The organism is Kitasatospora sp. NPDC059973 (genome assembly GCF_042737525.1).
In the GTDB taxonomy this organism is placed as follows: Bacteria; Actinomycetota; Actinomycetes; order Streptomycetales; family Streptomycetaceae; genus Kitasatospora.
Genome location: NZ_JBHWUI010000060.1, coordinates 1 through 22,748 on the forward strand (window position 1 = coordinate 1; position 22,748 = coordinate 22,748).

Below are 22,748 nucleotides of genomic sequence, written 5' to 3' on the forward strand. Positions count from 1 at the left end.
CCCCAGCCGCCCGCCGCCCCGCCCACCGGCCGGCGCCGCCGGCTGGCCGTTCCGCCCGGCCCCGACACCGAGGCCCGGGAGGCCGCCGCGCAGCCGCCGTCGGCGCACGGAACGGCCGAGGGCGCTCCCGGCGCCCTGGAGCTCGCCCGGCCCTCGCTGCCCGCAGCCGGCTCGGACGGACCGGCCACGACCGGCCCGGACGGCCCGCAGCCGGTCGGCACCGGCCTGGCCGAGCTCGCTCCGCCGCGCCCGCTCGGCGCCCCCGGTGCTCCGGGCGGCTCCGGTACGGGCGTTCCGGCCGGACCGGCCGAGGCCTTCCAGGCCGCCCCGGCGGCGCCGGCCGCCGCACCGCAACTGCCCGCCGCGCCCGAGGCCAGGACGGCGCCGCGCCCGATGGCCGAACTGCCCGCCGCCGGTCACGACGACCCCGTCGAGCACCCCGCACGCCCCGTCCCGGCCGGGGACGGCGGCCCGCGCCGGCTGCTGGTCTGGCCCGAGCCCGACCCGGCCACCCGGCAGGCCCTGCAGGACCGCGGCTACCGGCCGGTGATCGTCCGCTCCCGCGAGGAGGTGGACGCCCAGATCGCCGGCTTCCCCGCCGCGCTCTTCGTCGACCCGCTGACCGGCCCGATCACCCGGACCGCCCTGCAGTCGCTGCGCACCGCCGCCCTCAACAGCAGGGTCCCGGTCCTGGTCACCGCGGGCCTCGGCCAGGCCACCCGGGACGCCGCGTACGGCGCCGACCCCGCCGTGCTGCTGCGCGCCCTCGCTCCCCGCGACGGCGAGAACCACGCCCCCCGGGTGCTGCTGGTCGAGGGCGATCCGGACATCGCCGCCGCCATGATCAGCAGCCTGGAGCGGCGCGGCATGCACGTCGAGCACGCGGTGGACGAGACCGACGCCGTCGCCCGCGCCAGCAGCGTGCAGCCGAACCTGGTGGTGATGGACCTCTTCCAGATCCGCCGCCGCCGGGTCGGCCTGCTGGACTGGCTGCGCGCCAACGACCGGCTGCACCGCACCCCGCTGGTCGTCTACACCTCGGTCGACCTCGACCCGCGGGAACTGCCCCGGCTGCGCACCGGCGAGACGGTGCTGTTCCTCGCCGAGCGCTCCACCAGCGCCGACGTCCAGTCCCGGATCGTCGACCTGCTCGGGCGGATCGGCGCGATGGGCGAGGCGGGCGTCGCGGCCGCCGGCTAAACGACCGGGGGCCGGCCACCCGTGGTGGCCGGCCCCCGGGCCCGGCTGTTCCCGCCGCTGTCCGCTACTCCTTGCCGAGCACCGTGACGTCCAGCTCGTCGGCCGCGTAGCCGGCCCGGATGACCTTCTTGTCGAACTTGCCGACCGAGGTCTTCGGCACCGCGTCGACGATCGCCCAGCGCTCCGGCAGTTGCCAGGAGGCGATCCGCTCGGCCAGGAACGCGCGCAGCTCCCGCAGTCCGGCCGTGGCGCCCGGCCGCAGCACCACGGTGGCCAGCGGGCGCTCGCCCCACTTCTCGTCCGGGACGGCGACCACGGCGGCCTCGGCCACCTCCGGGTGGGCCATCAGGTGGTTCTCCAGGCCCACCGAGGAGATCCACTCGCCGCCGGACTTGATGACGTCCTTGGCGCGGTCGGTCAGGGTCAGGTAGCCGTCCGGGGTGATGGTGCCCACATCGCCGGTGCGCAGCCAGCCGTCCTCGGAGAACTTGTCGTCGGGGCGCTCCGGGTCGTGGCCGGCGCCGCCGTAGTACGCGCCGGCGATCCACGGCCCGCGCACCTCCAACTCGCCCGCCGAGACGCCGTCGTGCGGCATCCGCTCGCCGCCCGGACCGGTCAGCCGGGCCTCGACGGAGGCCGGGAAGACGCCCTGGGTGACCCGGTACGGCCACTCCTCCTCGGGGGTGAGGCCGCCGGGGGCCTGGGCGAAGGCGCCGAGCGGCGAGGTCTCGGTCATCCCCCAGGCGTGCACGACCCGGATGCCGTGCCGCTCGTCGAACGCCTTCATCAGGGCGGGCGGGCAGGCGGAGCCGCCGATGACCACCATGCGCAGGCTGGAGGTGTCGTACTCGCCCGCGTCCAGCTCGTCGAGCAGACCGCTCCAGATGGTCGGCACCGCGGCGCTGACGGTGGGCCGCACCCGGGCGATCATCTCGGCCAGCGGCTTCGGCTGGAGGAAGCGGTCCGGCATCAGCATGCCGGCACCGGACATGAAGGCGCCGTGCGGGATGCCCCAGGCGTTGACGTGGAACATCGGGACGACCGGCAGCGCGATGTCGCGCGGGGTGAAGGCGAAGTTGTCGCCGGTGTTGACCTGGAGGGCGTGCAGGTAGACCGAGCGGTGGCTGTAGAGCACGCCCTTCGGGTCACCGGTGGTGCCGGAGGTGTAGCAGAGCACGGCGGCCTGGCGCTCGTCGATGTCGGTCCGCCACGGGAACGTGGTGGGCCGTCCGGCGATCAGGTCCTCGTAGTCGTGCACGGCGCCGGTGAAGCCGGCCAGCACGGACCGGTCGCCGGGGCCGCTGACCACGATGTGCTTCAGGGTGGGGGCGAGTTCCGGCAGGACGGCCGCCAGCAGCGGCAGCACGGTGCCGTTGACGATGATCACGCGGTCGGCGGCGTGGTTGACGATGAACGACAGCTGGCCCGGCGGGAGCCGCAGGTTGAGCGTGTGCAGCACCGCTCCCATGGACGGCGCCGCGAGGTACGCCTCCAGGTGCTCGGCGTTGTTCCACATCAGCGTGGCCACCCGGTCGTCCCCGGTCACCCCGAGCTCGTCCCGCAGCGCGTGGGCGAGCTGCGCGGCGCGCGCGCCGACCTCCGCGTACGTCCGGACGACCGGGCCGGTGCCGTCCCAGGTCGTGACGGTCGACCGCCCGTGGATGGTCGACCCGTGCTCCAGGATCCTGGCGACGGTGAGCGGGACGTCCTGCATCGTGCTGAACACGGGTCCTCCTTGACCGGGCGGCACTGCGGCGGCGACTGCGACGGTCACCGGGCGGCTACTGGGCGGTAATAGCGGCAGTCGAGCCCGATTGTGCCTCTCCACCTGCCCGCTGTCAGCATTCCGGCGCCGTTGCACGGGTCACGGATTCGCCGCGTCGGCCGGGGGCGGGGTCCGTGGGCCGCGTCGGCCGGGGGCGGGGTCCGTGGGCCGTGCCCGCCGCCCGTGACGCTACGGGGCCAGTCCGTCCCGCTCGCGCTCGCGGGCCAGGGCCGCCAGGTCGTCGAAGGTCCGCAGCAGGACGGCCCGCCGCTCCTCCTTGTGCCCGGGGGCGGGCTCCAGCCCGTCGATGCTCTGCTCCCAGACCGCCATGAAGTCCGCCTTCCAGCCCTCGATCGTGGCCGCGGCGGGCAGACCGGCGCCGACGTAGTGGCGGGAGGCGATCAGGTGGAGCAGTTCGAGGTTGCACGGGACGGCCGTGCCCCAGTACTCGTCCGCCTCCAGCTCGACCCGGTCACCGGCCATCGCCTGCTCGACCTCGCCGATCAGCCGGGCCGTGAACTCGCCGAGGTGATCGGCGGCCGTGTCGCTGTCGAAGTTGCCGCTGCCCCAGGTGCCCATGAGTCCTCCGTGATCGGGTCGATCGGTCAGCCCTGTTGTAGCGGGCCGCGCTGACACTGCCGCGGCCGGTCGCACCGACAGCGGCACGCGATACTGGGCGGCATGAGCGACAGTCATGACGATCGCCGGGTACAGCCCGAGCCGGCCGGGTTCCGCGTGCCGTGCCCGTGCTGTTCCGACGGGGTGCGGACGCGGGCGCGGCTGGGCGTCCGGGCCGACCGCTCGGGTACCGGGCACATCCCGGAGACCTGCCGGGACTGCGACGGGCGCGGCTGGCTCTCCCTCGGCCTCCGGGACTGAGCCGCGCCCGCCGGCCCGAGCCGCGGAACCGCACCGGGTGGCCGGGCAGGGGTCGGCGGGTGAGCCGTACCCGCGCGGGCGGGCGGGGGCAGCGACCGGTCAGACCTGCCGGTCGGGGCGGTACAGGCGGACGCAGACCCCGGGGTCCGGCAGGTAGGCCGGGTCCAGGACGTACCCCTGCTCGGCGGCGACCCGCAGGACGTGCTGGGCGCCCGCGCCACGATAGGTCGCGAGGTTGACGCGGATCCGCCGGGGCGCCTCGGCGCCCTTGCCGTTGCCCGGGCGGACCTCGCGCGCGACGATGCGGCGGACGTGGCGGTCCCAGGCGGCGGCGCTGCCGGTGAACTCCGCCCGGAAGGCGCGCGGCCCGACCGCCCAGCGGGCGCCCCAGCGGTCCCAGTAGTCGGGCTCGGGGTGCTTCACCCAGAAGGCCAGCAGGCTGAGCACCCCGCAGACGGGGACGTAGGCGATCTGCAGCACGAGCATGAACGGCAGCAGGAACGCGGACCGGCCCGGCCGGGCGCCCCACGGCGTGCCCGGGGCGGCCGGCGGATCCTGCGGCCCGGGTGCGGACACCCGGGCCGGGGCGGGGTACCGGCGGCTCAGCCGGACACGCGCCAGGTCGCCGCCGGCGGGCACGCCCTGCCAGCCGTAGCGCTCCGCGAGCCGGACCACCCCGGCCGCGCCCAGGCCCCGGTAGAGGCGGACCGCCAGCTTCACCCCGACGGTGCGGCCGAAGTCGGCCCCGACGTCGCCGTCACCGGCGGCGTACCCCGCCTCGGCGAGCCGGATCCGGCGCTCCAGGATCGGGCCGACGTACCGCTCCCAGTCCTCCGAGCGGCCGGTGAGCTCGGCCTTGAGGCGGCGCGGTGGGACGAAGGTGCGGTTGACCTTCAGCCAGGAGTCGGACTCGGGGCCGGACGGGCCACTGGCACCGGTCCAGAGCAGGATCGCGAACAGGGCGACCAGGGCGGCGATCCAGACCGGTGCGTAGATCCACTGGAGGGTGAACTGCAGCAGCACGGAGATCCGGCTGCGGCGCGGCCGGGGGCCGGGGAAGCCGTCGTCGAAGGACGCGGCGGCGGGTGCGGCGAGCCCGGCGGGCGCTGGTTGCGGGGGGAGCGGCTGGGCGTACGGGTTCGGCCCGGCGTACGGCTGGGGCTGGGGCTGGGGGTACGGCTGGGGCTGCCCGTACGGGTCGGCGGCCGGGCTGTACGGCTGCGGGTACGGCTGCGGCTGCGGCTGCGGGTACGGCTGCGGCTGGGCGTACGGGTTGGGGCCGGTGTACGGGCCGCCCTGCGGGTACGGCCCGGGCGGTGGGATCGCGCCCTGCCCACCCGCTCCGGCGTGGTGCCCCTGACCCTCCGACATGCCCGTCCCCCTCCGTGCGGCCGATCGACGGGACACCCTATCCGGCCCGGGTGCCCGGCCCGTCAGCCCGCCAGCGGCGCGTCCACCTGGTTGCGGTCGACGGTGAGCGTGGCGCCGCCGTACGTCTCCGTCACGTTGCCCCGGTACTGGTGGACGCGCTGGCGGTCGGCCCAGAGGTCGGAGGTGAGGGCGCCACTGTCGGCGGTGTCCGCGTGGTCGTCCCAGCGGGCGTACCAGAGCGTGTCGGGCAGCGGGGAGCTGCCCGCGCGGGCGGCCGCGGCGAGGTCGGCGACGCCGGAGTCGAGGCTGGAGTAGAAGCCGGACCGGTAACCGACCGCGTGCAGCCCCTGGGTCCAGCCGAGCGCGAAGTCGACGACGGCCTGGCCACAGGCCGGGTCCTGCATCGGGTACGACTCGATGTCCAGGAACACCGGGCTGCCGTTGCCGAGTCCGACGGCCGTGAGGCCGCGGACCGCCTCGGCCGCTTCGGCCCGCCCCTGCTGGGCCGCACGGGCCGGGTCGATCCGCTGCGGCTTGCCCTTGAGCTCGCTGCACGGCGCCTGCAGCCCGACGTGGACGGGGAGGAAGCGCCAGCCCATCGCCCGCGCCTGGCGGACCCAGTCGGCGGTGAGCCCCGGCTGCGCGCAGCCGCGCTGGGACCCGCTGGTGTAGATGCCGACCGCGCCGTAGGGGGAGGTGCCGCGCCAGGCCCGGAGGGTGTCGAGCGGGGGTGCGGTGCAGGCGTCGAAGGCCGCGCCGCTGTAGAGGTCGCGGACCCGCTGGGCGGGCGGGCCGGACCGGTCGGGCAGGACGGTGGCCCGGATGCGGGGTGCCGCGGCGGCCACCGGAGCGGTCGCCCCGGCGCTCACGCCTGCCCCGTCGATCGCGAGCAGGAGCACGAGGGAGGCGGCGGCCAGGGCCGCGGGGCGGAGATAGCGCACCCCGCCTTGATACTGACGGGCTATCGGACGAATACGGCAACCGCGCCGCATGCCCCGGAGAAGCTCACCCTTTCGGGCGCACCCGTCCGCATCCGTCCGCATTTTGGTAACGAGCTTGCCCCCACGTCACTCCTTACGGCAAACTCGCCACTATGCCCACGTCCCACACCGGCCAAACCACCTCCCCGACGCCGGCCGCCGCCGTCGCCGAGGCCCTTGCCATGCCGCCCGCCCCCAAGGGCGAGCCCGCCGGCGAGCGCGGTGGTTGGCGACGAGGCGGGGCCCCGGGCCAAGGGCTGTCACCGGGCAGGCGACCCGCCGAGCCGTCCGGCCGGCGGTACTCGAAGCTCGTGCGGCGCCCGGAGCGAATCCCGGCGCCGTTCCTGTGTCTGGCCGCGATGTTCCTGGTGCAGCTCGGCATCGCGCTGTCCAAGCCGCTCTTCGACCCGCTCGGGGTGAGCGGCACGACCTTCCTGCGGCTCGGGTTCGCGGCGGTGATCCTGCTCGCCGCCACCCGCCCCAGGCTGCGGGGCCGGCGGCCGCGCGACCTCGCCGCCGCCGGTCTGCTCGGGGTGGCGTCCGCCGGGATGACGCTGCTCTTCGCCGGAGCGATCGACCGGCTGCCGATGGGCACCGCCGCGACGATCGAGTTCCTCGGCCCGCTCGCGGTCGCGCTGATCTTCGCCCGCCGGGCCAGCCATCTGGTCTGGGCGCTGCTCGCGGCCGGCGGAGTGGCCCTGCTGACGCTGCTCGGCGAGGGCGGCGGCGGATCGTCGCTCGACCCGGTCGGCCTGGCCTACGCCTTCGGCGCGGCCGCCTGCTACGCGGCGTACATCCTGTTCACGGACAAGGTCGGCGCCGCGTTCCAGGGGTTCCAGGGGCTGGCGGTGTCGATGACGGTCGGCGCCCTGACCCTGGCGCCGTTCGGACTCGGCCAGGCCTGGGACGGGCTGACCGCGCCCGGCGCCTCGCCGCTGACCCTGCTGCTCGCGGTGGCCGGGGTCTCGCTGCTGCTGCCGGTGATCCCGTACGCGCTGGAGATGACCGCGCTGCGACGGATGCCGCAGCGGGTGTTCAGCGTCCTGGTCAGCCTGGAGCCGGCGGTCAGCGCGCTGGTCGGCCTGGTGGTGCTGGGCCAGCTGCTCGGCGCGGTGCAGTTGGCCGGTATCGGCTGCGTGGTGGCCGCCAGCGTGGGGGCCACGCTCACCGGGCGGCGGTGACGGGGGCGGCGATGACGGGGGCGGAGTGACGGGGGCGGAGTGACGGGGCAGCCTCCTGCACGGAGGGGCCCCGTCGGGCGTCCGTTACGGCCAGAGCAGGGTCCGCGACCACTCCGGGGTGCGGACCGGGCCCGTCCGGGTGTAGCGCAGCCGGACGTGGCGGCGGTTGGCGTCGCCCTGCCAGTACTCCACCTCGTGCGCCCAGAGCGTGTAGACGGCGTGCCCGGCCGCGACGGTGTCCGGAGTCGTCTCCAGCCGGCGGCGGGCGACCGCCTCCGCCTCGTCGTACTCGGCCAGCGAGGCCAGCGGCTCGCTCTGCCGGCCGACCAGCGCACCGACCCGGGCGGCCGGGGAGCGGGTGGCGAACTCGGCCGCCGCGACCTGGTCGGCGGCCCGCTCGACCGTGCCGCGGACCCGGACCTGACGGCCCAGCGGCGGCCAGTAGAGGGTGAGCGCGGCGGCCGGGTGATCGGCGAGCTGGCGGCCCTTGGGGCTGTCCGCGGCGGCCGAGAAGACCCAGCCGGTGCCGGAGGCGTCGACATCGCGCAGCACCAGCACCCGGGCGTCCGGCAGACCGTCGGCGTCCACCGTGGAGAGCGTGGCCACCTGCGGGTCCAGCACACCGGCCGCGAGCGCGGTCGCCAACCACTCGGCGAAGAGCAGGCCGGGCTCGGCCGGTGCCGACTCGGCATCGAAGGACGGCAGCGGGCGGGCCATCGGCGGGCGGCCGAGCAACAGCTCGGGTACGGACCTGGGCGCCGGCCTCGACTCCGGCCTCGGCTCCGGTCCCGGGGCAGGCCTGGCCTCGCCCGGGCCGCTCAGGCCCTCCTCCTCCGCTGCCATCGCGCCCTTCCTTCCGGTTGCCGCGGACGCAGCCCCTCGCCGGCGGGGCCGTCGGGGCCCCGGGCGCGAGGTGCGCTGTCGGAGCGCAACCGTACCGCCGACGGGTGACCGCTCGGTGCGCGCCCTCGTCGGGAGCGGGCGTGGGGACCGGCGCGAACCGGCCGGAGGCGGCTTCCGGCGCGCGTGGGTGGCGGCCGCGCTCCGTCCGGGGCTCCGGGCACGGCGCTCCGGGCACGGCGCTCCGGGGCCGCGCCTTCCGGGCTGGGTGCGTGAACGCACTCGTGGGCGGTGCCGATCGACGGCACCGCCCACGAGGCCGGTTTGCGGTGACCCTTTCCGCTACCCGGTTCCCTGCATCGAGTTGTCTCACTTCGAGCCCCACCGCGAGCGCTCGACCCACTCGCGGTCACCCACCTCCGGCGCCCCCGCCGGCGGTGGCACCCGTTCCCGTCAGTTGAAGACCGGAGCAAAGACGATGTTGAAGTTCTTGTTGGACTGACCGGCCAGGATGGTGCCCGAGTTGTCCTTCACCGCGAGGGTGTTGGCCTGGTTCGAGGCACCGGACCCGGTGGCCGTCTGCTGGGTGGACACGTAGTTGCCGTCGACGGAGCCGAAGACGTTGCCCGTGCCGACGTTGGACACCACACCACTGTTGGAACCGTCGTTGGCCAGCGCGCCGTTGTCGGCGGCGGCGGCGCCGGCGCCCGCCAGCAGCAGACCGGCCGCAAGCGGGGCCGCGACCAGAAGACCGGCCAGCCGGCGGTGGCGAGTGCGAACCATGAGAGCCTCCAAGAAAGCTGTAAATCGTGCATTGTGTGCGGGAGTTCGTCGGCCAGACGAACCCCTGCGGGCTGCGACGCCGAGAGACAGACTTCCGCAACAAATCGACAAAGCACCACCTAGCGCCCCCGTTTTCGCCCGTTAGCGTGATATCCAGGGCGACGGTGAATAACGAGCGCTCCAGCGGACAGTGCGCCGACACACCGGCACTCACCTGGCATTTCGCCCGAACGGTGGCGCCTGGCGCGACGTCGGGGAGCGGCGCGCGGGGAGCACACGAAGAACCAGGCGCACCACCCTGGCGCACGACATAGGCGAACGCGCCCCCTTTGCGGAGGGCCACTCGACCTTGTCGATATATCCAGCCATCCTGCGACTATTCCACCATCCTACTTAGCCCAGGGGAATGCGGCAGCCGAAGGCCCTGGAAAGTCACTCAGGGCTGATTATCAGACCGCCTTGCCGGGGTTGAGAATGCCCAGCGGATCGAAGACCGCCTTCAGCTGCTGCTGCAGTTCCAGCGCCACCGGCCCCAGCTCGCGTGCCAGCCACTCCCGCTTCAGCAGCCCGACCCCGTGCTCCCCGGTGATCGTGCCGCCCAACTCCAGCCCCAGCGCCATGATCTCGTCGAAGGAACGCTGCGCCCGGGCCGACTCCTCCGGATCGTCCGCGTCGAAGATGACGATCGGATGGGTGTTGCCGTCGCCCGCGTGGCTGACCACCCCGATGGTCAGCGCGTGCCGCTCGGCGATCGCGGCGACGCCGTTCAGCATCTCGGCCAGCCGCGAGCGCGGCACCGCCACGTCGTCGATCATCGTGGTCCCCAGCCGGTCCATCGCGGGCAGGGCCAGCCGGCGTGCCTGCAGCAGCAGTTCGGACTCCGCCTGGTCCTCGGCCGGCACCACCTCGGTCGCGCCCGCCGCCCGGCAGATCTCGCCCACCACCGCGAGCTCGGCCGCCGGATCCGGCCCGTCGAAGGCCACCAGCAGCAGGGCCTGGGTCGACTCCGGCAGCCCCATCTGCCCCAGCTCGTTGACCGCCCGCACGGAGACCGTGTCCATCAGCTCCATCAGCGACGGCGTGAGGCCGCGCGCCATCACCTCGCAGACCGCCGCGCCCGCCGTGTCCGCGCTCGGGAACTCCGCGGCCAGCGCCAACTGCGGTGCCGGAGCCGGCCGCAACGCCACCACGGCGCCCACCACCACGCCCAGCGTGCCCTCCGAACCGACCAGCAGCCTGGTCAGGTCGTAGCCCGCCACCCCCTTGGCCGTCCGACGACCGGTGGACAGCAGCCGCCCGTCCGCCAGCACCACGTCGAGGCCCAGCACGTACTCACTGGTGACGCCGTACTTGACGCAGCAGAGCCCGCCCGCGCCGGTGCCGATGTTGCCCCCGATGGTGCAGGACTCCCAGCTGGACGGGTCCGGCGGGTAGGCCAGCCCCACCTCTCCGGCCGCCCTGGACAGTTCCGCGTTCACCACGCCCGGCTCCACCACCGCGATCCGGTTCACCGGATCGACCTCCAGGATGCGGTTCATCTTCACCATCGACAGCACGATGCAGCCGTCCACCGCGTTGGCCGCGCCGGAGAGCCCGGTCCGGGCGCCCTGCGGCACCACCGGTACGCGCAGCTCGGTGGCGGTCCGCAGGACGTGCTGCACCTGCTCGACCGTCTCCGGGAAGACCACCACGGCGGGGTTGCCGGCCGCGCAGAAGCCCGCCATGTCGTGGCTGTAGGCGGCCATCACGTCCGGGTCCACCACCAGGGCCCCACCCGGGAGCCCCGTCGCCAGTCGGTCCGTCAGATCACTCATCGCCGCCTCCGATCGCCGCCCGGCACACGCCGCCCCGGCCTCACGCCGCCGGTCGTACGCGGTCGCGCCGCACGCCGCCGAGTCGTAGGAGATCGAGCCGTACGCCGCCCATCGCCTCTGCCCGCACTCTGCCCCGCCGCCGCACGACCGGCAAGTACGCCGCTCCGGCCCGCCCCTGTCCGGTTCTCGGCCCTCGGTCCACGAAGCGACGGCGCGGGCCGCGGCTCAGACCCGGCGCAGTGCGGAGGACGCCCAGGCCGCCAGCCCCGCCCCGCCGGCGGCGAGCGCGCAGAGCGTCGTCGGCCACCTGGCGCCGGCCACCTCGGCGAGGAGACCGAGCAGTCCGGTGGACAGCACCAGCGCCGCACTCTGGACCAGCGTCAACAGGGCCTGGACCCGGGCGAGATGGTCGACCGGGGCACCGCGGAGCACCAGCGGTCCGAGGTGGCAGGCGAACAGCCCCGACCCCGCCCCGGCCAGCACGCTGCCCGCCACCGCCGTGGCCGGTGCGGACGCCCAGGCCAGCACCGCGGTCCCCACCGAGGCCACGCAGAGCCCGGCCGCCGCCCCGGCTCCTGCCCTGCGCAGGCCGCCCCGCCAGGAGACCAGCCCCGCCACCGCGAGCACCCCGGCCCCCTGTCCACCGGCCGACAGCCCGGCCGACCAGGCGCCCCAACCGTGGGCGCGGGCGAGCAGCGGCGCGAGGAGCGGGACCACCGGCAGCAGCGCCCCGGCCGCGGCACCGGTGAGCAGCAGCGCGGCGCGCAGCAGCGGATCCGCCAGGGCCAGCCGGACCCCGGCCGCCGCCTCGCGCAGCAGCCCCGGCCCGGACGGTCCGCGCCCCGCCGCCTCCCGGTCGGTCGGCCGCGCCGCCGCCGGCTCCACCGGCCGGATCCTCAGCAGCACCAGGAGGAGCACCCCGAAACTCGCCGCGTCCACCAGGGCCGCCCCCGGCAGGCCGCCCGCCGCGACCAGGACACCGCCGAGCGGTGCGCCCAGCAGGGCGGCGGTCTGCCCGCCGGCCTGCCGCAGCGCGAGGGCCCGCGACAGCTGCGCCGCGCCCACCAGGCGGCAGGGCATCGATCCGCTCGCCGGGAGGTAGAACGCGTCGACGGTGCCGATCACGGCAGCCGCCAGGAGCAGCAGCCGGAGCGGCGTGCCCCAGAGCGCCGCGGCGGCCGCGAGGGCCAGGGTGGCGACCAGCATCACCGCGTCCCCGGCGAGCATCACCCGGCGGGCACCGAACCGGTCCGCCACCGCGCCGCCCAGCAGGACCAGGACGGTGCGGGGCAGCGTGATCGCGGTCAGCACCAGACCTGCCGCGCCCCCGCCGTGCGCGGAGGCCGCCCAGCCCAGGGCGAGGTACAGCGCGGCGTCGCCGAGCAGACCGGCCTGGGTGCCGGCCAGCCAGAGCAGGTACGGGCCCGGGAGCGCGGCCCGGGCGGGAGGGTCGGCGGGCTCGGTGCCGGTGTCCGTCGCGGGTGGGTCGGCGGGCGTGGTGCCGGTGTCGGTGGCCATGGCCGCCGACCGTAGGGGCCTCGACCAGGTCGAGGGCAAGGCCACCGACGGCCCCGCCGCGCCCGCTCCCGCGCCTGGCCCCCTCCCCTTGCCTCCCCTCCCCTCCCCTCCCCTCCCCTCCCCTTTCCTCCTCGCCTGACTACAGGCGGACCACCGGCTCCTGGAACTCCGTCACCCAGTCCGCCGGCGCGTCCGGGCACTCCAGGTACAGCTCCCGCGCGTAGCCCGTGGAGCGGTAGCCGTTCTCGTCGATGAACCGGGCCAGCGTCTGGAAGGCGCCCAGCGCGTCGTCCATCGACCCCCGGTGCACGATGGTCGCCGCCTCCGGAATCTCCGGCAGGTCGACCACTTCGAAGCCGTGCTCCGCAGCGCCGGAGACCGTCGCCCCGACCGGCACCGCCACCCGGATCAGCACCGCGCCGTCCCCCTCCGGGATGTCCTCGTAGCGGGCCACGGACGGCCCGGCCTCCGCCACCCCGGCCTCCGCCAGCCGTCGGCAGAGCTCCTGGAACAGCGGCCCGATCACCGGTCCGATGTCCTCCGGCTCGTAGCCGGCCGCGACGGCGGTCAGCTCCGCCACCCGGACCGACGGCACCCGCTTCACCACGACGTCCTGTGCAGGCATGGTTCCCTCGCTCTCGATCGTTCGGAGCCTCGCCTCGACCCGGGCCAGCCGCTGGGCGTCCGCCGCCATCGCGGCGGCCAGTTCGGCCTGCCGCAGCCGCAGCATCCCGCGCAGCTCGGCCGCGTCCACCCGCTCGTCCAGGACGGCCCGCACCTGCTGCAGGGTGAAGCCGAGGTCCTTGAGGGCGATGACGCGGTTGAGTCGGGCGAGCTGGGCGGCCTCGTAGGAGCGGTAGCCGCTGACCGGGTCGACCCGGGCCGGGTGCAGCAACCCGATCGCGTCGTAGTGGCGCAGCATCCGGACCGACACCCGGCCGTGCTTGGCGAAGTCTCCGATGTTGAACATGATGCCTCCAGTGCAGAGCCTCACACCGTGTCATGGTCAAGCACCGGCGCCCACGGCCGGGTCGGGCACCCGGCCCGGCCGTCCGCGCTTCCGTCCGTCCGCCCGTCAGTCCGTCAGTCCGTCACGTCGAACCCCCGCCGCTGCCCCAGCTCCCGCAGACTCCGCTGACCGGGGATGCCGTTGGCGTCCGAGCCCGCGTAGCCGAGGCTGCGCTGGAAGGCCGCGTACGCCTGCACCGTCGTGCTGCCCAGCGAGCCGTCCACCCAGCGCTGCTCCAGGAACCCCTCGTCGACCAGCGCCTGTTCGACGATCCGGACCTCGCCGCCGTAGGTCTGGTGGCCCTGCTCGGCGCCCGGGTCGGTCCGGGCCGCCGCGACGACGTGGGCCAGCGAGACGCGGCGCGGCGAGGGGAGCCGGCCGAGCAGCCGGCGCAACGACTGCTCGCCCGGGACGCCGTCCGCGTCACTGCCCGAGTACCCCAGACTGCGCTGGTAGTCCTGGTAGTTGAGGGTGTCGGCGTCCCGCCAGTCCTCGTCCGGACCGGTCGTGTAGTGCGCACCGTGCCCGGCCGCCACCAGCGCCTCGCCCACCTCGCGGACCTGCGGCCCGTGCGCGCCGTAGCCGTACTCCAGGCCGTTGATCGTCACCCGCCGGCGGACCGGCGCGGTGTCGGACCGGGGCGGCGGCGGCAACGGACCGCCGCCCGCGGCGGCGGCGATCCCGGGCAGCACGACGTCGTAGAACTGCCGCACCCGGGCGTCCCCGGGGCACGACGTACCGCCGTCCGACCACTCCGGGAAGAGCCGGTGGAAGCCGAAGCCCGGGTCGTTCGCGCTCCGGCAGGCCCGCACCGGGATCCCGTGCCGCCCGTGCAGCCAGACGCCGAGCGCGACGAGGGCGGCGACCTGCGCGTCCGTCCACGGATCGGTGTTCTGGTCGTTGCTGGCCGACTCGACGCTCACCGCCCCCGTGCCGTCCGCCCTGCGGTTCGCCCCCATGTTGGCGTCCGCCCGGGTCTCCGTCCCGATGAACTGGCCCACACTGCCGTCGTATCCGACCCCGAAGTGCGACTCCAGATTGGTCGAGTCCCGCCAGTACTCGTAGATTCGGCGCGGCGCCCACGGCGCCGCGATGCTGTGGAAGATCACCTGCGTCGGCACGATCGCCGGCTGGTCGTCCGACTCGGGCTGAAGCTCCAGCTTCTCAGCGCCGGGGTACCAGGCCATCAGTCTCTCCTCGCCGGGCCCAGGGCAGTCCGCCCCTTACGCCCGACACACGAACCCCTCACCCCCTCACGAGCACACCCCCACCCCAAACCCCCCGTTCAGGTGAATTCCACCCCCGGAAACGCAGAAGGCGGGTGCCGACTCGACGTCGGCACCCGCCTTGAGCAGGTGGTTCTCCAACCAGCGGAGAGCGTGGGATTCGAACCCACGGTACGGGGTCACCGCACGACAGTTTTCAAGACTGTTCCCTTAGGCCGCTCGGGCAGCTCTCCAGGCGGAGGTCAGCCTAACGGGTCCGGCGGGGTTCGGTGCACCGGTTTCGGGGTGGGGGTCAGTCGCCCACGCGCTCGGCGAGGGTGACCTTGGTGGTGCTGGTCTGGCCGTTGCGGGTGTACTCGACGTCGACGGTCTCGCCGGGCTTGTGCGTCCAGATCTTGCTGACCAGGGCCGGGCCGTTCTCGATCGGGCTGCCGCCGAGCTTGGTGATGACGTCGCCGGGCTTGAGGCCGGCCTTGTCGGCGGCGCCGCCGGGGGTGACGGCCGGGGTGCCCTGGATGTCGCGGGTCTGGATCTGCGCGCCGTCGCCCTTGTAGTCGTCGTTGCGCAGGACGTCCAGCTTGGCGTAGACCGGCTTGCCGGTCTTGATCAGGGTCTCGGCGACCCACTTGGCCTGGTTGATCGGGATGGCGAAGCCCAGGCCGATGCTGCCGGCCCGGCCGTTGGCCGAGGCGTTGGACTGGATCGCCGAGTTGATGCCCATCACCGCGCCGCCGGCGTCCAGCAGCGGGCCGCCGGAGTTGCCGGGGTTGATGGAGGCGTCGGTCTGCAGCGCGTTCATGTACGAGGACTGCGCGCCGGTCTCGTCGCCGGAGGCGACCGGGCGGTCCTTGGCGCTGATGATGCCGGTGGTGACGGTGGACTCCAGGCCGTACGGCGCGCCGATGGCGATCGTGGAGTCACCGACGTTGACCTTGTCGGAGTCGGCCAGCGGAAGCGGCGTCAGCTTGTCCTTGGGCGGGTTGTCGAGCTTCACCACGGCGACGTCGTAGCCCTCGGCGCGGCCGAGTACCGAGGCGCTGTAGGAGGTGCCGTCGGCGAACTTGACGGTCAGTTTGCCGCCGTTGGAGGCGGGCGCGACGACGTGGTTGTTGGTGAGGATGTGGCCCTCGGTGTCGAAGACGAAACCGGTACCGGTGCCGGACTCGCCGTTGCCCTGCGCCTTGATCGTGACGACGCTGGGCAGCGCCTTCTGCGCGATGCCGGCCACCGAGCCGGGGGCGGGCTCGTTCTTCTGGGTGCTGGCCTGGACGGTGGTGCTCCGGTGGTCGTCCGCGGCGCTGATGCCGTTGTCGTTGCGGTCCGCGACGGCGACGCCGAGCGCCCCGCCCGCCACACCGGCGACCAGGGCGACGGCGGCGATCAGCGCGATCAGGCCGCCGCGCTTCTTGCGCGGGCCGCCGGGCCCGGGGGTGCCGGGGTACTCGGCCGGGTAGCCGAGCGGCCCGCCGGGGTAGCCCGGGCCGCCGGGGGCGGCGGGGCCACCGGGGGCGGCGGGGCCACCGGGCGGGACCTCGTGGCCGCCCCAGCCGCCGAGCGGCTGGCCGGCGCCGAACGGGTGGTGCGGCGCCGGCGCGGCCGGCGCTCCGTACGGGTCGTGGGACGCCGCCGCGACCGGGGCGCCCGGTGTGGCGTACGGGTTGGTGACCGGTGCGGCCACCGGCGCGGCCGGCGCGGCCGGGGCCGGCGGCAGGACGGGCGGAGGTGCGTCGATGTACCCGGCCTCGGCGGCCGGAGCCGCCACCGGCTCGGCGGGCACGGCGGGCGCCGGGTCCGGGGCGCCGACCTTGCTGAACGCCAGCGTCGGCGTGAACCCGCCGGACGCGGGCGCGGCCGGAGCGGCGGGCGCCCCGGCGACGGTGTCCGTCACGGTCCGGTCCGCCTCGGGCGCCGCCTGGACGGGACCGGGCGCCACCTGCGCCCGACCGTCAGGAGCGGGACCCACTACCCCCTGGCCGTCGGAGGGCTGCTCCCCCTGTGGCCCGGTGGGCCCAACCTCGCGCTCGGTGCTCACGGACGACCTCCATAGCTGACAGGACCAACAACCATAGTTTTTCGCACACTCGATTCGATTGCCGTAAGGACCCCTCTGAAGAAGTCATAAGAATCCTTAGCCCGGCCCGACAACGGCCCCCACGCAGGCCCCCGCGGCGGCCCCCCGGCACCCCGTGCGAGGCCGCCCCGCGGCGTCCCGCGATGCGGACCGCCGGACGCCTGGCCTTGGCGTTCACTCCCGCGCCGGTTAGCCTGTCGCTCCAAACTGACACGCGGGAGCTTGGACCCACCAGGCTGAGAGTGCGCCGGTCGACCGTACGCCACGAGCTCCGTGGACGGACCGTCGAGGGGGCGCAGACCGCCGGAACCTGTCCGGGTAATGCCGGCGTAGGGAGTATCGGCCATGCCGCCTGCTTCGCCATCCTCTTCTTCGGGCGCGCCCGCGTCCAAGGGTTTCCCCGAATCGTCCGCGACCGATCCCTGCGACGCCACCGGCGGGGCGGCCGGTTCCACCGGAGCGGGCACCGCCGTCCTGGACCGTCCGGACCGGGCGGACCGGGTCGAGGCCCCGTTCGTCCTCGACACCGAGCCGCCGCGCACGCTCCGCTTCCGGGACCACTTCGCGCTCTGGATGAACCTCGGCGTCAGCCTGATCGGCTTCACCACCGCCGCCACCGTGCTCGGCGCACCCGGCAGCGAGCTGTCGCTGGCCGCCGCCGTCACCGCGATCGTGGTCGGCACCGTGGTCGGCACCGCGATGCTCGGCGTCGCCGCGCTGATCGGGGCCCGGACCGGCGCGCCGGCGATGGCCAACCTGCGCGGACTGTTCGGGACGAAGCTCTCCTACGTGCCGACGGTGCTGAACATCGTCCAGTGCGTCGGCTGGGGCGTGTACGAGCTGCTGGTCATCGCGATGGGCGCGCAGACGGTGGCGCACACCGACGGCTACCGCTGGCTCTTCGTCGTCCTGGCGGGCGCGGTGACCACCGCGCTGACCATCTGGCCGCTCGGCGCGATCGCGGTGCTGCGCCGCTTCGTCGCGGCGGCGGTCGCGGTGGCGATGGTCTACTTCACCGTCCAGCTGGGCCGGGGCGGCGTGTCCGACCCGGGCGCGGGCAACTGGCACGGCTTCCTCCGGGCCACCGACGCGATGATCGCGGTGTCGATCTCCTTCGTCCCGCTGGCCGCCGACTACACCCGGCACTCCCGCACCGCCCGCTCCGCGTTCTGGGGCAGCTTCTCCGGCTACACCGTCGCCCAGGTCTGGTGCTACGTGCTCGGCCTGTTCGCGCTGCTGCAGGCCGACGGCGACGCCTCCCGGATCTTCGACTCGTTCCTGGGCGTCTGGGCCGGCTGGTTCTTCCTGCTGGTGCTGGTGCTGCGCGAGACCGACCAGTCCTTCGCCAACGTCTACTCGACCGCGATGTCGGTCCACAACCTGCTGCCGAAGGTGGACCGCCGGGTGCTGACCGGCGCCACCGGCCTGCTGATCACCGTGCTGGCGCTGCAGATCACCGAGTTCACCGACTCCTACTACGCCTTCCTCGGTCTGATCGGCTCGGTGTTCGTGCCGATGTTCGCGGTGCTGGCGGTCGACTACTTCCTCGGCGCCGGCCGGCGCGGCTGGAACCTCGCCGCCGACGCCCCGTCCCGCTGGCTGATGCTGCTGCCCTGGGCGCTCGGCTTCGCCGTCTACCAGCTGATCGCGCCGACCGCGATCGCCGGCTGGTGGACGGACTTCTGGACCTCCGTGCAGGAGGCCCTGCACTTCACGCCCCAGGAGTGGACCTCGGCGTCCCTGTTCGGCTTCCTGGTGCCGGCCCTGGTCACCTGGGCGCTCACCCCGCTCACCCGCCGGACCCCCGCCGCCTGACGCCCGAGAGGCCCGAGGCCCGACCCGGGCCCGCGGCAGCGCGCCGGGAGGGCCGGACGACGAGGCGCGCGGGCGAAGACGGCCCCGCAGGTTGGGGCCGTCTTCGCCCGGGTGTCACTTCCGCCGCCTATCGTGGACGGCGTGACCAGCCCTGACCTCTCCCCGGCGGCGGCGCGCACCGCGCGGCCCGTCCAGGTGATCGCCCACCGCGGTTCCTCGCACGCCCTGCCCGAGCACACGCTCGCGGCCTACCGCCGGGCGCTCGACGAGGGCGCGGACGCGGTCGAGTGCGACGTCCGGGTGACGGCCGACGGGCATCTGGTCTGCGTGCACGACCGCCGGATCGGCCGGGTCTCGGACGGCCGCGGCACGGTCTCCTCGATGACGCTGGCCGAGCTGGAGGCGCACGACTTCGGCGCCTGGAAGACGGGCGAGCCGAGCGCGGACCCGGACCTGCGCGGCGTCCTGCGGCTGGAGAGCCTGCTGGAGCTGGTCACCGACTGCGGGCGGCCGGTGGACCTGGCGATCGAGACCAAGCACCCGGTCCGTTTCCGGGGCCGGGTGGAGTCCGAGCTGCTGCGGATGCTCGACCGGTTCAAGATCGGCGGGGCGCCGGAGGGCGACCGCCCGCAGGCCCGGATCATGAGCTTCTCCTCGCTGGCGCTGACCAGGGTGGCCGCCGCCGCGCCGGAGTACCCGCGGGTCTTCCTGTTCGAGCGGACGCTGCCCCTGCAGGGCCGGCTGCGCCCGGGCGCCTCGCTGCCCGGCGGGGCCGGGATCGCCGGCCCGGGCATCGACCTGGTGCGGGCCCGGCCCCGGTTGGTGACCCGGCTGCGGGAGCTCGGCCACCAGGTGCACGTCTGGACCGTGGACGAGCCGGCCGACGTCGAGCTCTGCCTGGAGCTCGGGGTCTCGGGGATCATCACCAACCGCCCGGCGGAGGTCCTGGCCCAGCTCGGTCGCTGAACCGGTCCGCCGCGGAACGCCGTCCCTCGCGCCCCACGGGTTTCTCCGGGTATTTCCGGCCCCCTGAGACCCGGTGGCCGCGCGCCCCGCTCCGGAATCACCCGGCACTTCCGCCCCGGCGGACCGCGATCGCTTGGGTAGGGCTCAAACCTTCATCCGCCGTTTTCTGACGGAAATCATGCGTTCTCACGACAGAGGGTGAGCGGGGAATCACCTGCAGCGCACCGTGTGTCGCCCGGCTTGAAATGTCCGCGCGGGATCGCCGTACGGTCGTTTCCGACCCATTACCAAGGGGCATCCATCCCTCGGCATACGCTGAAGGAGGTCCGGGGGTGGCGTTGATGGTGGCGCGTGAAGTGCCGACTTCATCGACCATGGCAGTGCCGCACGGCCCATCGAGTGTCGGGGTCGCACGGCGCCGACTGCGTCGAGATCTACGTGACCGGGAGATACCGGAACCGGTCATCGATGATGCTGTTCTGATCCTTTCCGAACTGCTGAGCAATGCATGTCGTTACGCACGGCCGCTCGGCCCGCTGCCCGTGCTCGGACGCAGCGCCCGGGCCGAGATCGTCGACCAGATCCTCGTCGGCGTCCCCTCCGGTCCGGCCGAGCCGGCCAGGCCGGCCGGTGCTCCCGCGACGGGCGGCCCGGCCGTCCACGCCAGGAGCCGGGACGCGGGACAGGCCCGGCCGCAGGCCCACCCGGACGAGGGCGAGGACAACGGCGGGGTGCTGGTCCGCTGGCAGCTGCACGCGGATGGGGTCCTCACCCTGGAGGTGACGGACGGCGGCGCGCAGACCCGGCCGTCCCCCGCCAGTCCGTCGCTGACCTCGCGCGGCGGCCGCGGGCTGAGCATCGTCGACCAGCTGTCCAGCGACTGGGGCGTGCGCGACGCGCCCGGCGAGGTCACGGTCTGGGCCGCCCTGCCCGCCCGGGCCCGGCACGCCCGGCGCACCGGCGGTGACGCCCGCAGCGCCTGAGCGTCGCCCCCGGCCGTCGGAGCGGGGCCCGGTGGGGCCTCCGCGGGGCGCCGCCCACGGCGGTCCGGGCGTCGCCCCCACGGGGTGCTCCCCGCCCCGGCGCGTGCCCACGGGCCGGGGGAACGTCAGTAGGCTGCCCGGAGCACACCGAAACCGCCACCGGGAGAGCCGCACCATGGGCAAGAAGGCCGCCAAGAAGGCGCCGCAGCGCAGCCAGTCCACCACCGCCGTCACGGGCGAGATCCCCGTGGTCGGGGCCCGCGAGAACTGCCCCTGCGGTTCGGGCCGCCGGTACAAGGCCTGCCACGGCCGGGAGGCCTCGCACGCCGTGCAGGAGCTGGTGCACCGCCCGTTCGAGGGGCTGTCCGGCGAGGCCGACTGGGTGGCGCTGCGCGAGCTGGTCCCGGCCGCGACCGTGCCGCTGACGCTGGCCCCCGGGGTGGCCGAGGCCGCCAACGGCGACGTCCCGTCCGTGACCCTGGCCACCGTGCTGCCGCTGGCCTGGCCGGCGCTGCGCCGCCAGGACGGTTCGATCCTGCTCGGCCTGCAGACCCAGTCCGCCTCCGGCGACCTGAGCCGTGACCTGGCGGACGCCTTGGAGCTGGCGCTGGCCGCCGAGCCCGGCTCGCCCGTGCCGGCCCGCCGGACCGTGCCGGGCGGCCGCCGCCTGCAGGACCTGCTGGACACCACGGCCGAGTTCACGCCCGCCGTGCACACCGGCTTCGAGTTCTGGCTGGAGGACGCCGAGACCGCCACCGGTGAGGTGGCCGCCTCCCTGGAGCGCGCCAACGCCTCGGCGATCCCGACCGAGAAGCTCACCGGCGTGGACTCCGCGTACTGGTGCGGCACCCCGGACAAGAACCACCTGCGCTGGGTGATGACCGTGCCGGAGGAGGAGCTGCTGGACGCGCTGGCCCGGCTCACCGCCGCCGACCTGTCCTCGCTCGGCCCGGACACCCGGCTGGTCGGCTCCTTCCGTGCGCACGGCCTGACCGTCCCGGTCTGGGACCTGCCGCTCGCCATGACCGCCACCGACTGCGAGAAGCCGGCCGCGGAGTTCGCCGAGCGGCTCGCCGCGACGCTGGCCGACCCGGCGCCGCTGACCGGCGAGGAGCGGCGGGCCCGCGCCAACCTGGTGAACCGTCAGGTCACTTTGAACTAAAGGGGACTCGGATCCGGGTGATACGCGTCACATTGGCCGCCGGTACCGCAATTTCCGGGCGGGCAGGGGCTCTTGGAAATTGGCGCGGGCGCGGATCCTTGTTACTGTCTAAAGAGTCCGGTCGCTGGTGCATCCCCCGTCGCCAGCGGCCGGATCTTTTGTTTTCCGGCCCCGGCCCGCTCCGACGGGTGGACCGTGCCCGATCAGTACCCCGGCCGATCGGCCCGCCGGCCCGGCCGCGACGAACGCACCGGCCCCCGCCGCACCGGCCACGGGGGCCGAACGACAGGGGCCGGACGAGGCGCGGAAGCCCCGTCAGTACGCCGAGCGCCCGCTGTCCAGCTGGACCGTCGCCTCGACCAACTCCCCCAGCAGCGGCCCGACCTCGGGCAGCCACACACCGCCGTCGGCCGCCGGACGCGGCGGCAGCACCCAGCGCACCCCGCCGCCCGAGCCGCCGCCCGGCGGCAGCGCCAGGAAGCCGCCCGAGCCGTGGTAGCGCAACGAGCCCGGGACCCAGGGAAGTTGGGCGAGCATCTCGCCGAGCGCCTCCAGTGAGTAGGGGGCGACGAGCATCGCGTAGCGGCCGGGCATCGACAGGACCGGGCCGAGCGGGAGCCGCAGCGCGGCGAGGTAGGCGAGCGCCCGGGCACCGGCCGCCGCGGGCAGGCTGACCGCCGAGACCGTCCCACCGGTCGCCGCGAGCACCGGCGCGTCCGGGCTCTGCCGCTCCCACCACCACCGCACCATCCGGGCGTCGGTGGTGGCCGCCAGCAGTGACGGGTCGTGCGGGTGGGCGCCGGGGACGGAGCAGTCCGCGTCCCCGCACGAACAGTGGCCGCCGACCAGCAGCGTGCCGGGCACCACCGGCCAGCGGTGGTCGACGGCGGCGGCCAGGGCCGCGGCCAACCGGACGGAACGGACTGTCGACCGGCTCCTTGAGTTCTCGCGCATGGCGCTCGTTCCTTTCCGTGACCGCTCGGGTCGCTCCGGCCCCGCCGGCCAGGGGCCGGGGAGACGCCGCACGGGCCCGTTCCGGGCCGGTGGGCTTGGCGGACGGCGTGGCGGGGATGGAGCACGGTGTGGAGCACGACATGAAAGAGCCGCGATGCGAACAGCCCTTGGAACGAGAATCCCGTATGCGACCGGATGGACGCCGCCCGGGCGCGGTTGGTTCCACCGTAC

At 74.7% G+C, this 22,748-nt stretch carries 18 protein-coding genes, 1 tRNA gene, 1 pseudogene and 1 riboswitch; of the genes and pseudogenes, 7 read left to right on the forward strand and 13 right to left on the reverse strand.

The window, feature by feature from the left end; genetic code table 11:
• Nucleotides 1–1,200: pseudogene (locus tag ACFWA9_RS18080) on the forward strand (hypothetical protein); the annotation flags it as partial.
• Between the two features lie 64 nt (nucleotides 1,201–1,264).
• On the opposite strand, the gene ACFWA9_RS18085 reads toward ACFWA9_RS18080, so the two are convergent.
• Both ACFWA9_RS18085 and ACFWA9_RS18090 read right to left on the reverse strand, forming a co-directional pair.
• Complete coding sequence (locus tag ACFWA9_RS18085) at nucleotides 1,265–2,926, reverse strand: long-chain fatty acid--CoA ligase (RefSeq protein WP_380388194.1); 1,662 nt, start codon at nucleotides 2,924–2,926, stop codon at nucleotides 1,265–1,267.
• 228 nt (nucleotides 2,927–3,154) lie between these two features.
• Nucleotides 3,155–3,544, reverse strand: coding sequence for a DUF4259 domain-containing protein (locus ACFWA9_RS18090; protein WP_380388196.1), 390 nt, complete (start codon nucleotides 3,542–3,544; stop codon nucleotides 3,155–3,157).
• Between the two features lie 102 nt (nucleotides 3,545–3,646).
• Here ACFWA9_RS18090 and ACFWA9_RS18095 point away from each other — a divergent pair, with 102 nt between their 5' ends.
• Complete coding sequence (locus tag ACFWA9_RS18095) at nucleotides 3,647–3,844, forward strand: hypothetical protein (RefSeq protein ID WP_329488661.1); 198 nt, start codon at nucleotides 3,647–3,649, stop codon at nucleotides 3,842–3,844.
• Between the two features lie 99 nt (nucleotides 3,845–3,943).
• Here the strand turns inward: ACFWA9_RS18095 and ACFWA9_RS18100 are convergent, their stop codons facing one another.
• Together ACFWA9_RS18100 and ACFWA9_RS18105 are read right to left on the reverse strand one after the other, a co-directional pair.
• Nucleotides 3,944–5,215: a hypothetical protein gene (locus ACFWA9_RS18100; RefSeq protein WP_380388198.1), complete on the reverse strand. Its 1,272-nt coding sequence runs from the start codon at nucleotides 5,213–5,215 to the stop codon at nucleotides 3,944–3,946.
• A 62-nt stretch (nucleotides 5,216–5,277) separates the two neighbouring features.
• Nucleotides 5,278–6,156: a DUF1906 domain-containing protein gene (locus ACFWA9_RS18105; RefSeq protein ID WP_380388200.1), complete on the reverse strand. Its 879-nt coding sequence runs from the start codon at nucleotides 6,154–6,156 to the stop codon at nucleotides 5,278–5,280.
• A 152-nt stretch (nucleotides 6,157–6,308) separates the two neighbouring features.
• Here ACFWA9_RS18105 and ACFWA9_RS18110 point away from each other — a divergent pair, with 152 nt between their 5' ends.
• Entirely contained in the window at nucleotides 6,309–7,376 is a 1,068-nt protein-coding gene (locus tag ACFWA9_RS18110; RefSeq protein WP_380388202.1) for a DMT family transporter, read from the forward strand.
• Between the two features lie 84 nt (nucleotides 7,377–7,460).
• Here the strand turns inward: ACFWA9_RS18110 and ACFWA9_RS18115 are convergent, their stop codons facing one another.
• From ACFWA9_RS18115 to ACFWA9_RS18150, 8 genes are all read right to left on the reverse strand, one after another.
• Entirely contained in the window at nucleotides 7,461–8,219 is a 759-nt protein-coding gene (locus ACFWA9_RS18115; protein WP_352290467.1) for a pyridoxal 5'-phosphate synthase, read from the reverse strand.
• 450 nt (nucleotides 8,220–8,669) lie between these two features.
• Nucleotides 8,670–8,999, reverse strand: coding sequence for a hypothetical protein (locus tag ACFWA9_RS18120; RefSeq protein WP_329488666.1), 330 nt, complete (start codon nucleotides 8,997–8,999; stop codon nucleotides 8,670–8,672).
• 449 nt (nucleotides 9,000–9,448) lie between these two features.
• The gene (locus ACFWA9_RS18125; RefSeq protein ID WP_380388204.1) at nucleotides 9,449–10,813 is read right to left on the reverse strand and encodes an FAD-binding oxidoreductase; all 1,365 of its coding nucleotides are present in this window, start codon (nucleotides 10,811–10,813) and stop codon (nucleotides 9,449–9,451) included.
• A 225-nt stretch (nucleotides 10,814–11,038) separates the two neighbouring features.
• Nucleotides 11,039–12,331, reverse strand: a complete 1,293-nt coding sequence (locus ACFWA9_RS18130) for an MFS transporter (protein ID WP_380388206.1) — start codon at nucleotides 12,329–12,331, stop codon at nucleotides 11,039–11,041.
• Between the two features lie 139 nt (nucleotides 12,332–12,470).
• Nucleotides 12,471–13,301 carry a MerR family transcriptional regulator gene (locus tag ACFWA9_RS18135; protein ID WP_352290461.1) on the reverse strand — a complete coding sequence of 277 codons (831 nt, stop codon included), beginning with the start codon at nucleotides 13,299–13,301 and terminating at the stop codon, nucleotides 12,471–12,473.
• A gap of 113 nt (nucleotides 13,302–13,414) precedes the next feature.
• Entirely contained in the window at nucleotides 13,415–14,527 is a 1,113-nt protein-coding gene (locus tag ACFWA9_RS18140) for a peptidoglycan-binding protein (protein ID WP_359804062.1), read from the reverse strand.
• Nucleotides 14,528–14,711: 184 nt separating this feature from the next.
• Nucleotides 14,712–14,799: transfer RNA gene (locus ACFWA9_RS18145), tRNA-Ser, on the reverse strand.
• A 59-nt stretch (nucleotides 14,800–14,858) separates the two neighbouring features.
• Nucleotides 14,859–16,454, reverse strand: a complete 1,596-nt coding sequence (locus tag ACFWA9_RS18150) for a S1C family serine protease (RefSeq protein WP_380388208.1) — start codon at nucleotides 16,452–16,454, stop codon at nucleotides 14,859–14,861.
• 387 nt (nucleotides 16,455–16,841) lie between these two features.
• A riboswitch (TPP riboswitch) is annotated at nucleotides 16,842–16,990 on the forward strand.
• Between ACFWA9_RS18150 and ACFWA9_RS18155 the strand changes: the two genes are divergently transcribed.
• The 4 genes from ACFWA9_RS18155 (at nucleotide 16,983) to ACFWA9_RS18170 (ending at nucleotide 21,563) form a co-directional block, all read left to right on the forward strand.
• Entirely contained in the window at nucleotides 16,983–18,452 is a 1,470-nt protein-coding gene (locus ACFWA9_RS18155; protein WP_380388210.1) for a purine-cytosine permease family protein, read from the forward strand. (Overlaps the previous riboswitch by 8 nt.)
• 141 nt (nucleotides 18,453–18,593) lie before the next feature.
• Nucleotides 18,594–19,418 carry a glycerophosphodiester phosphodiesterase family protein gene (locus ACFWA9_RS18160; protein WP_380388212.1) on the forward strand — a complete coding sequence of 275 codons (825 nt, stop codon included), beginning with the start codon at nucleotides 18,594–18,596 and terminating at the stop codon, nucleotides 19,416–19,418.
• A gap of 542 nt (nucleotides 19,419–19,960) precedes the next feature.
• Nucleotides 19,961–20,401, forward strand: coding sequence for a hypothetical protein (locus ACFWA9_RS18165; protein ID WP_380388214.1), 441 nt, complete (start codon nucleotides 19,961–19,963; stop codon nucleotides 20,399–20,401).
• 175 nt (nucleotides 20,402–20,576) lie between these two features.
• Nucleotides 20,577–21,563 carry a DUF5926 family protein gene (locus tag ACFWA9_RS18170; RefSeq protein WP_380388215.1) on the forward strand — a complete coding sequence of 329 codons (987 nt, stop codon included), beginning with the start codon at nucleotides 20,577–20,579 and terminating at the stop codon, nucleotides 21,561–21,563.
• 315 nt (nucleotides 21,564–21,878) lie between these two features.
• Here the strand turns inward: ACFWA9_RS18170 and ACFWA9_RS18175 are convergent, their stop codons facing one another.
• Nucleotides 21,879–22,517, reverse strand: a complete 639-nt coding sequence (locus ACFWA9_RS18175; RefSeq protein WP_329488676.1) for a bifunctional DNA primase/polymerase — start codon at nucleotides 22,515–22,517, stop codon at nucleotides 21,879–21,881.
• Between the last annotated feature and the right edge of the window lie 231 nt (nucleotides 22,518–22,748).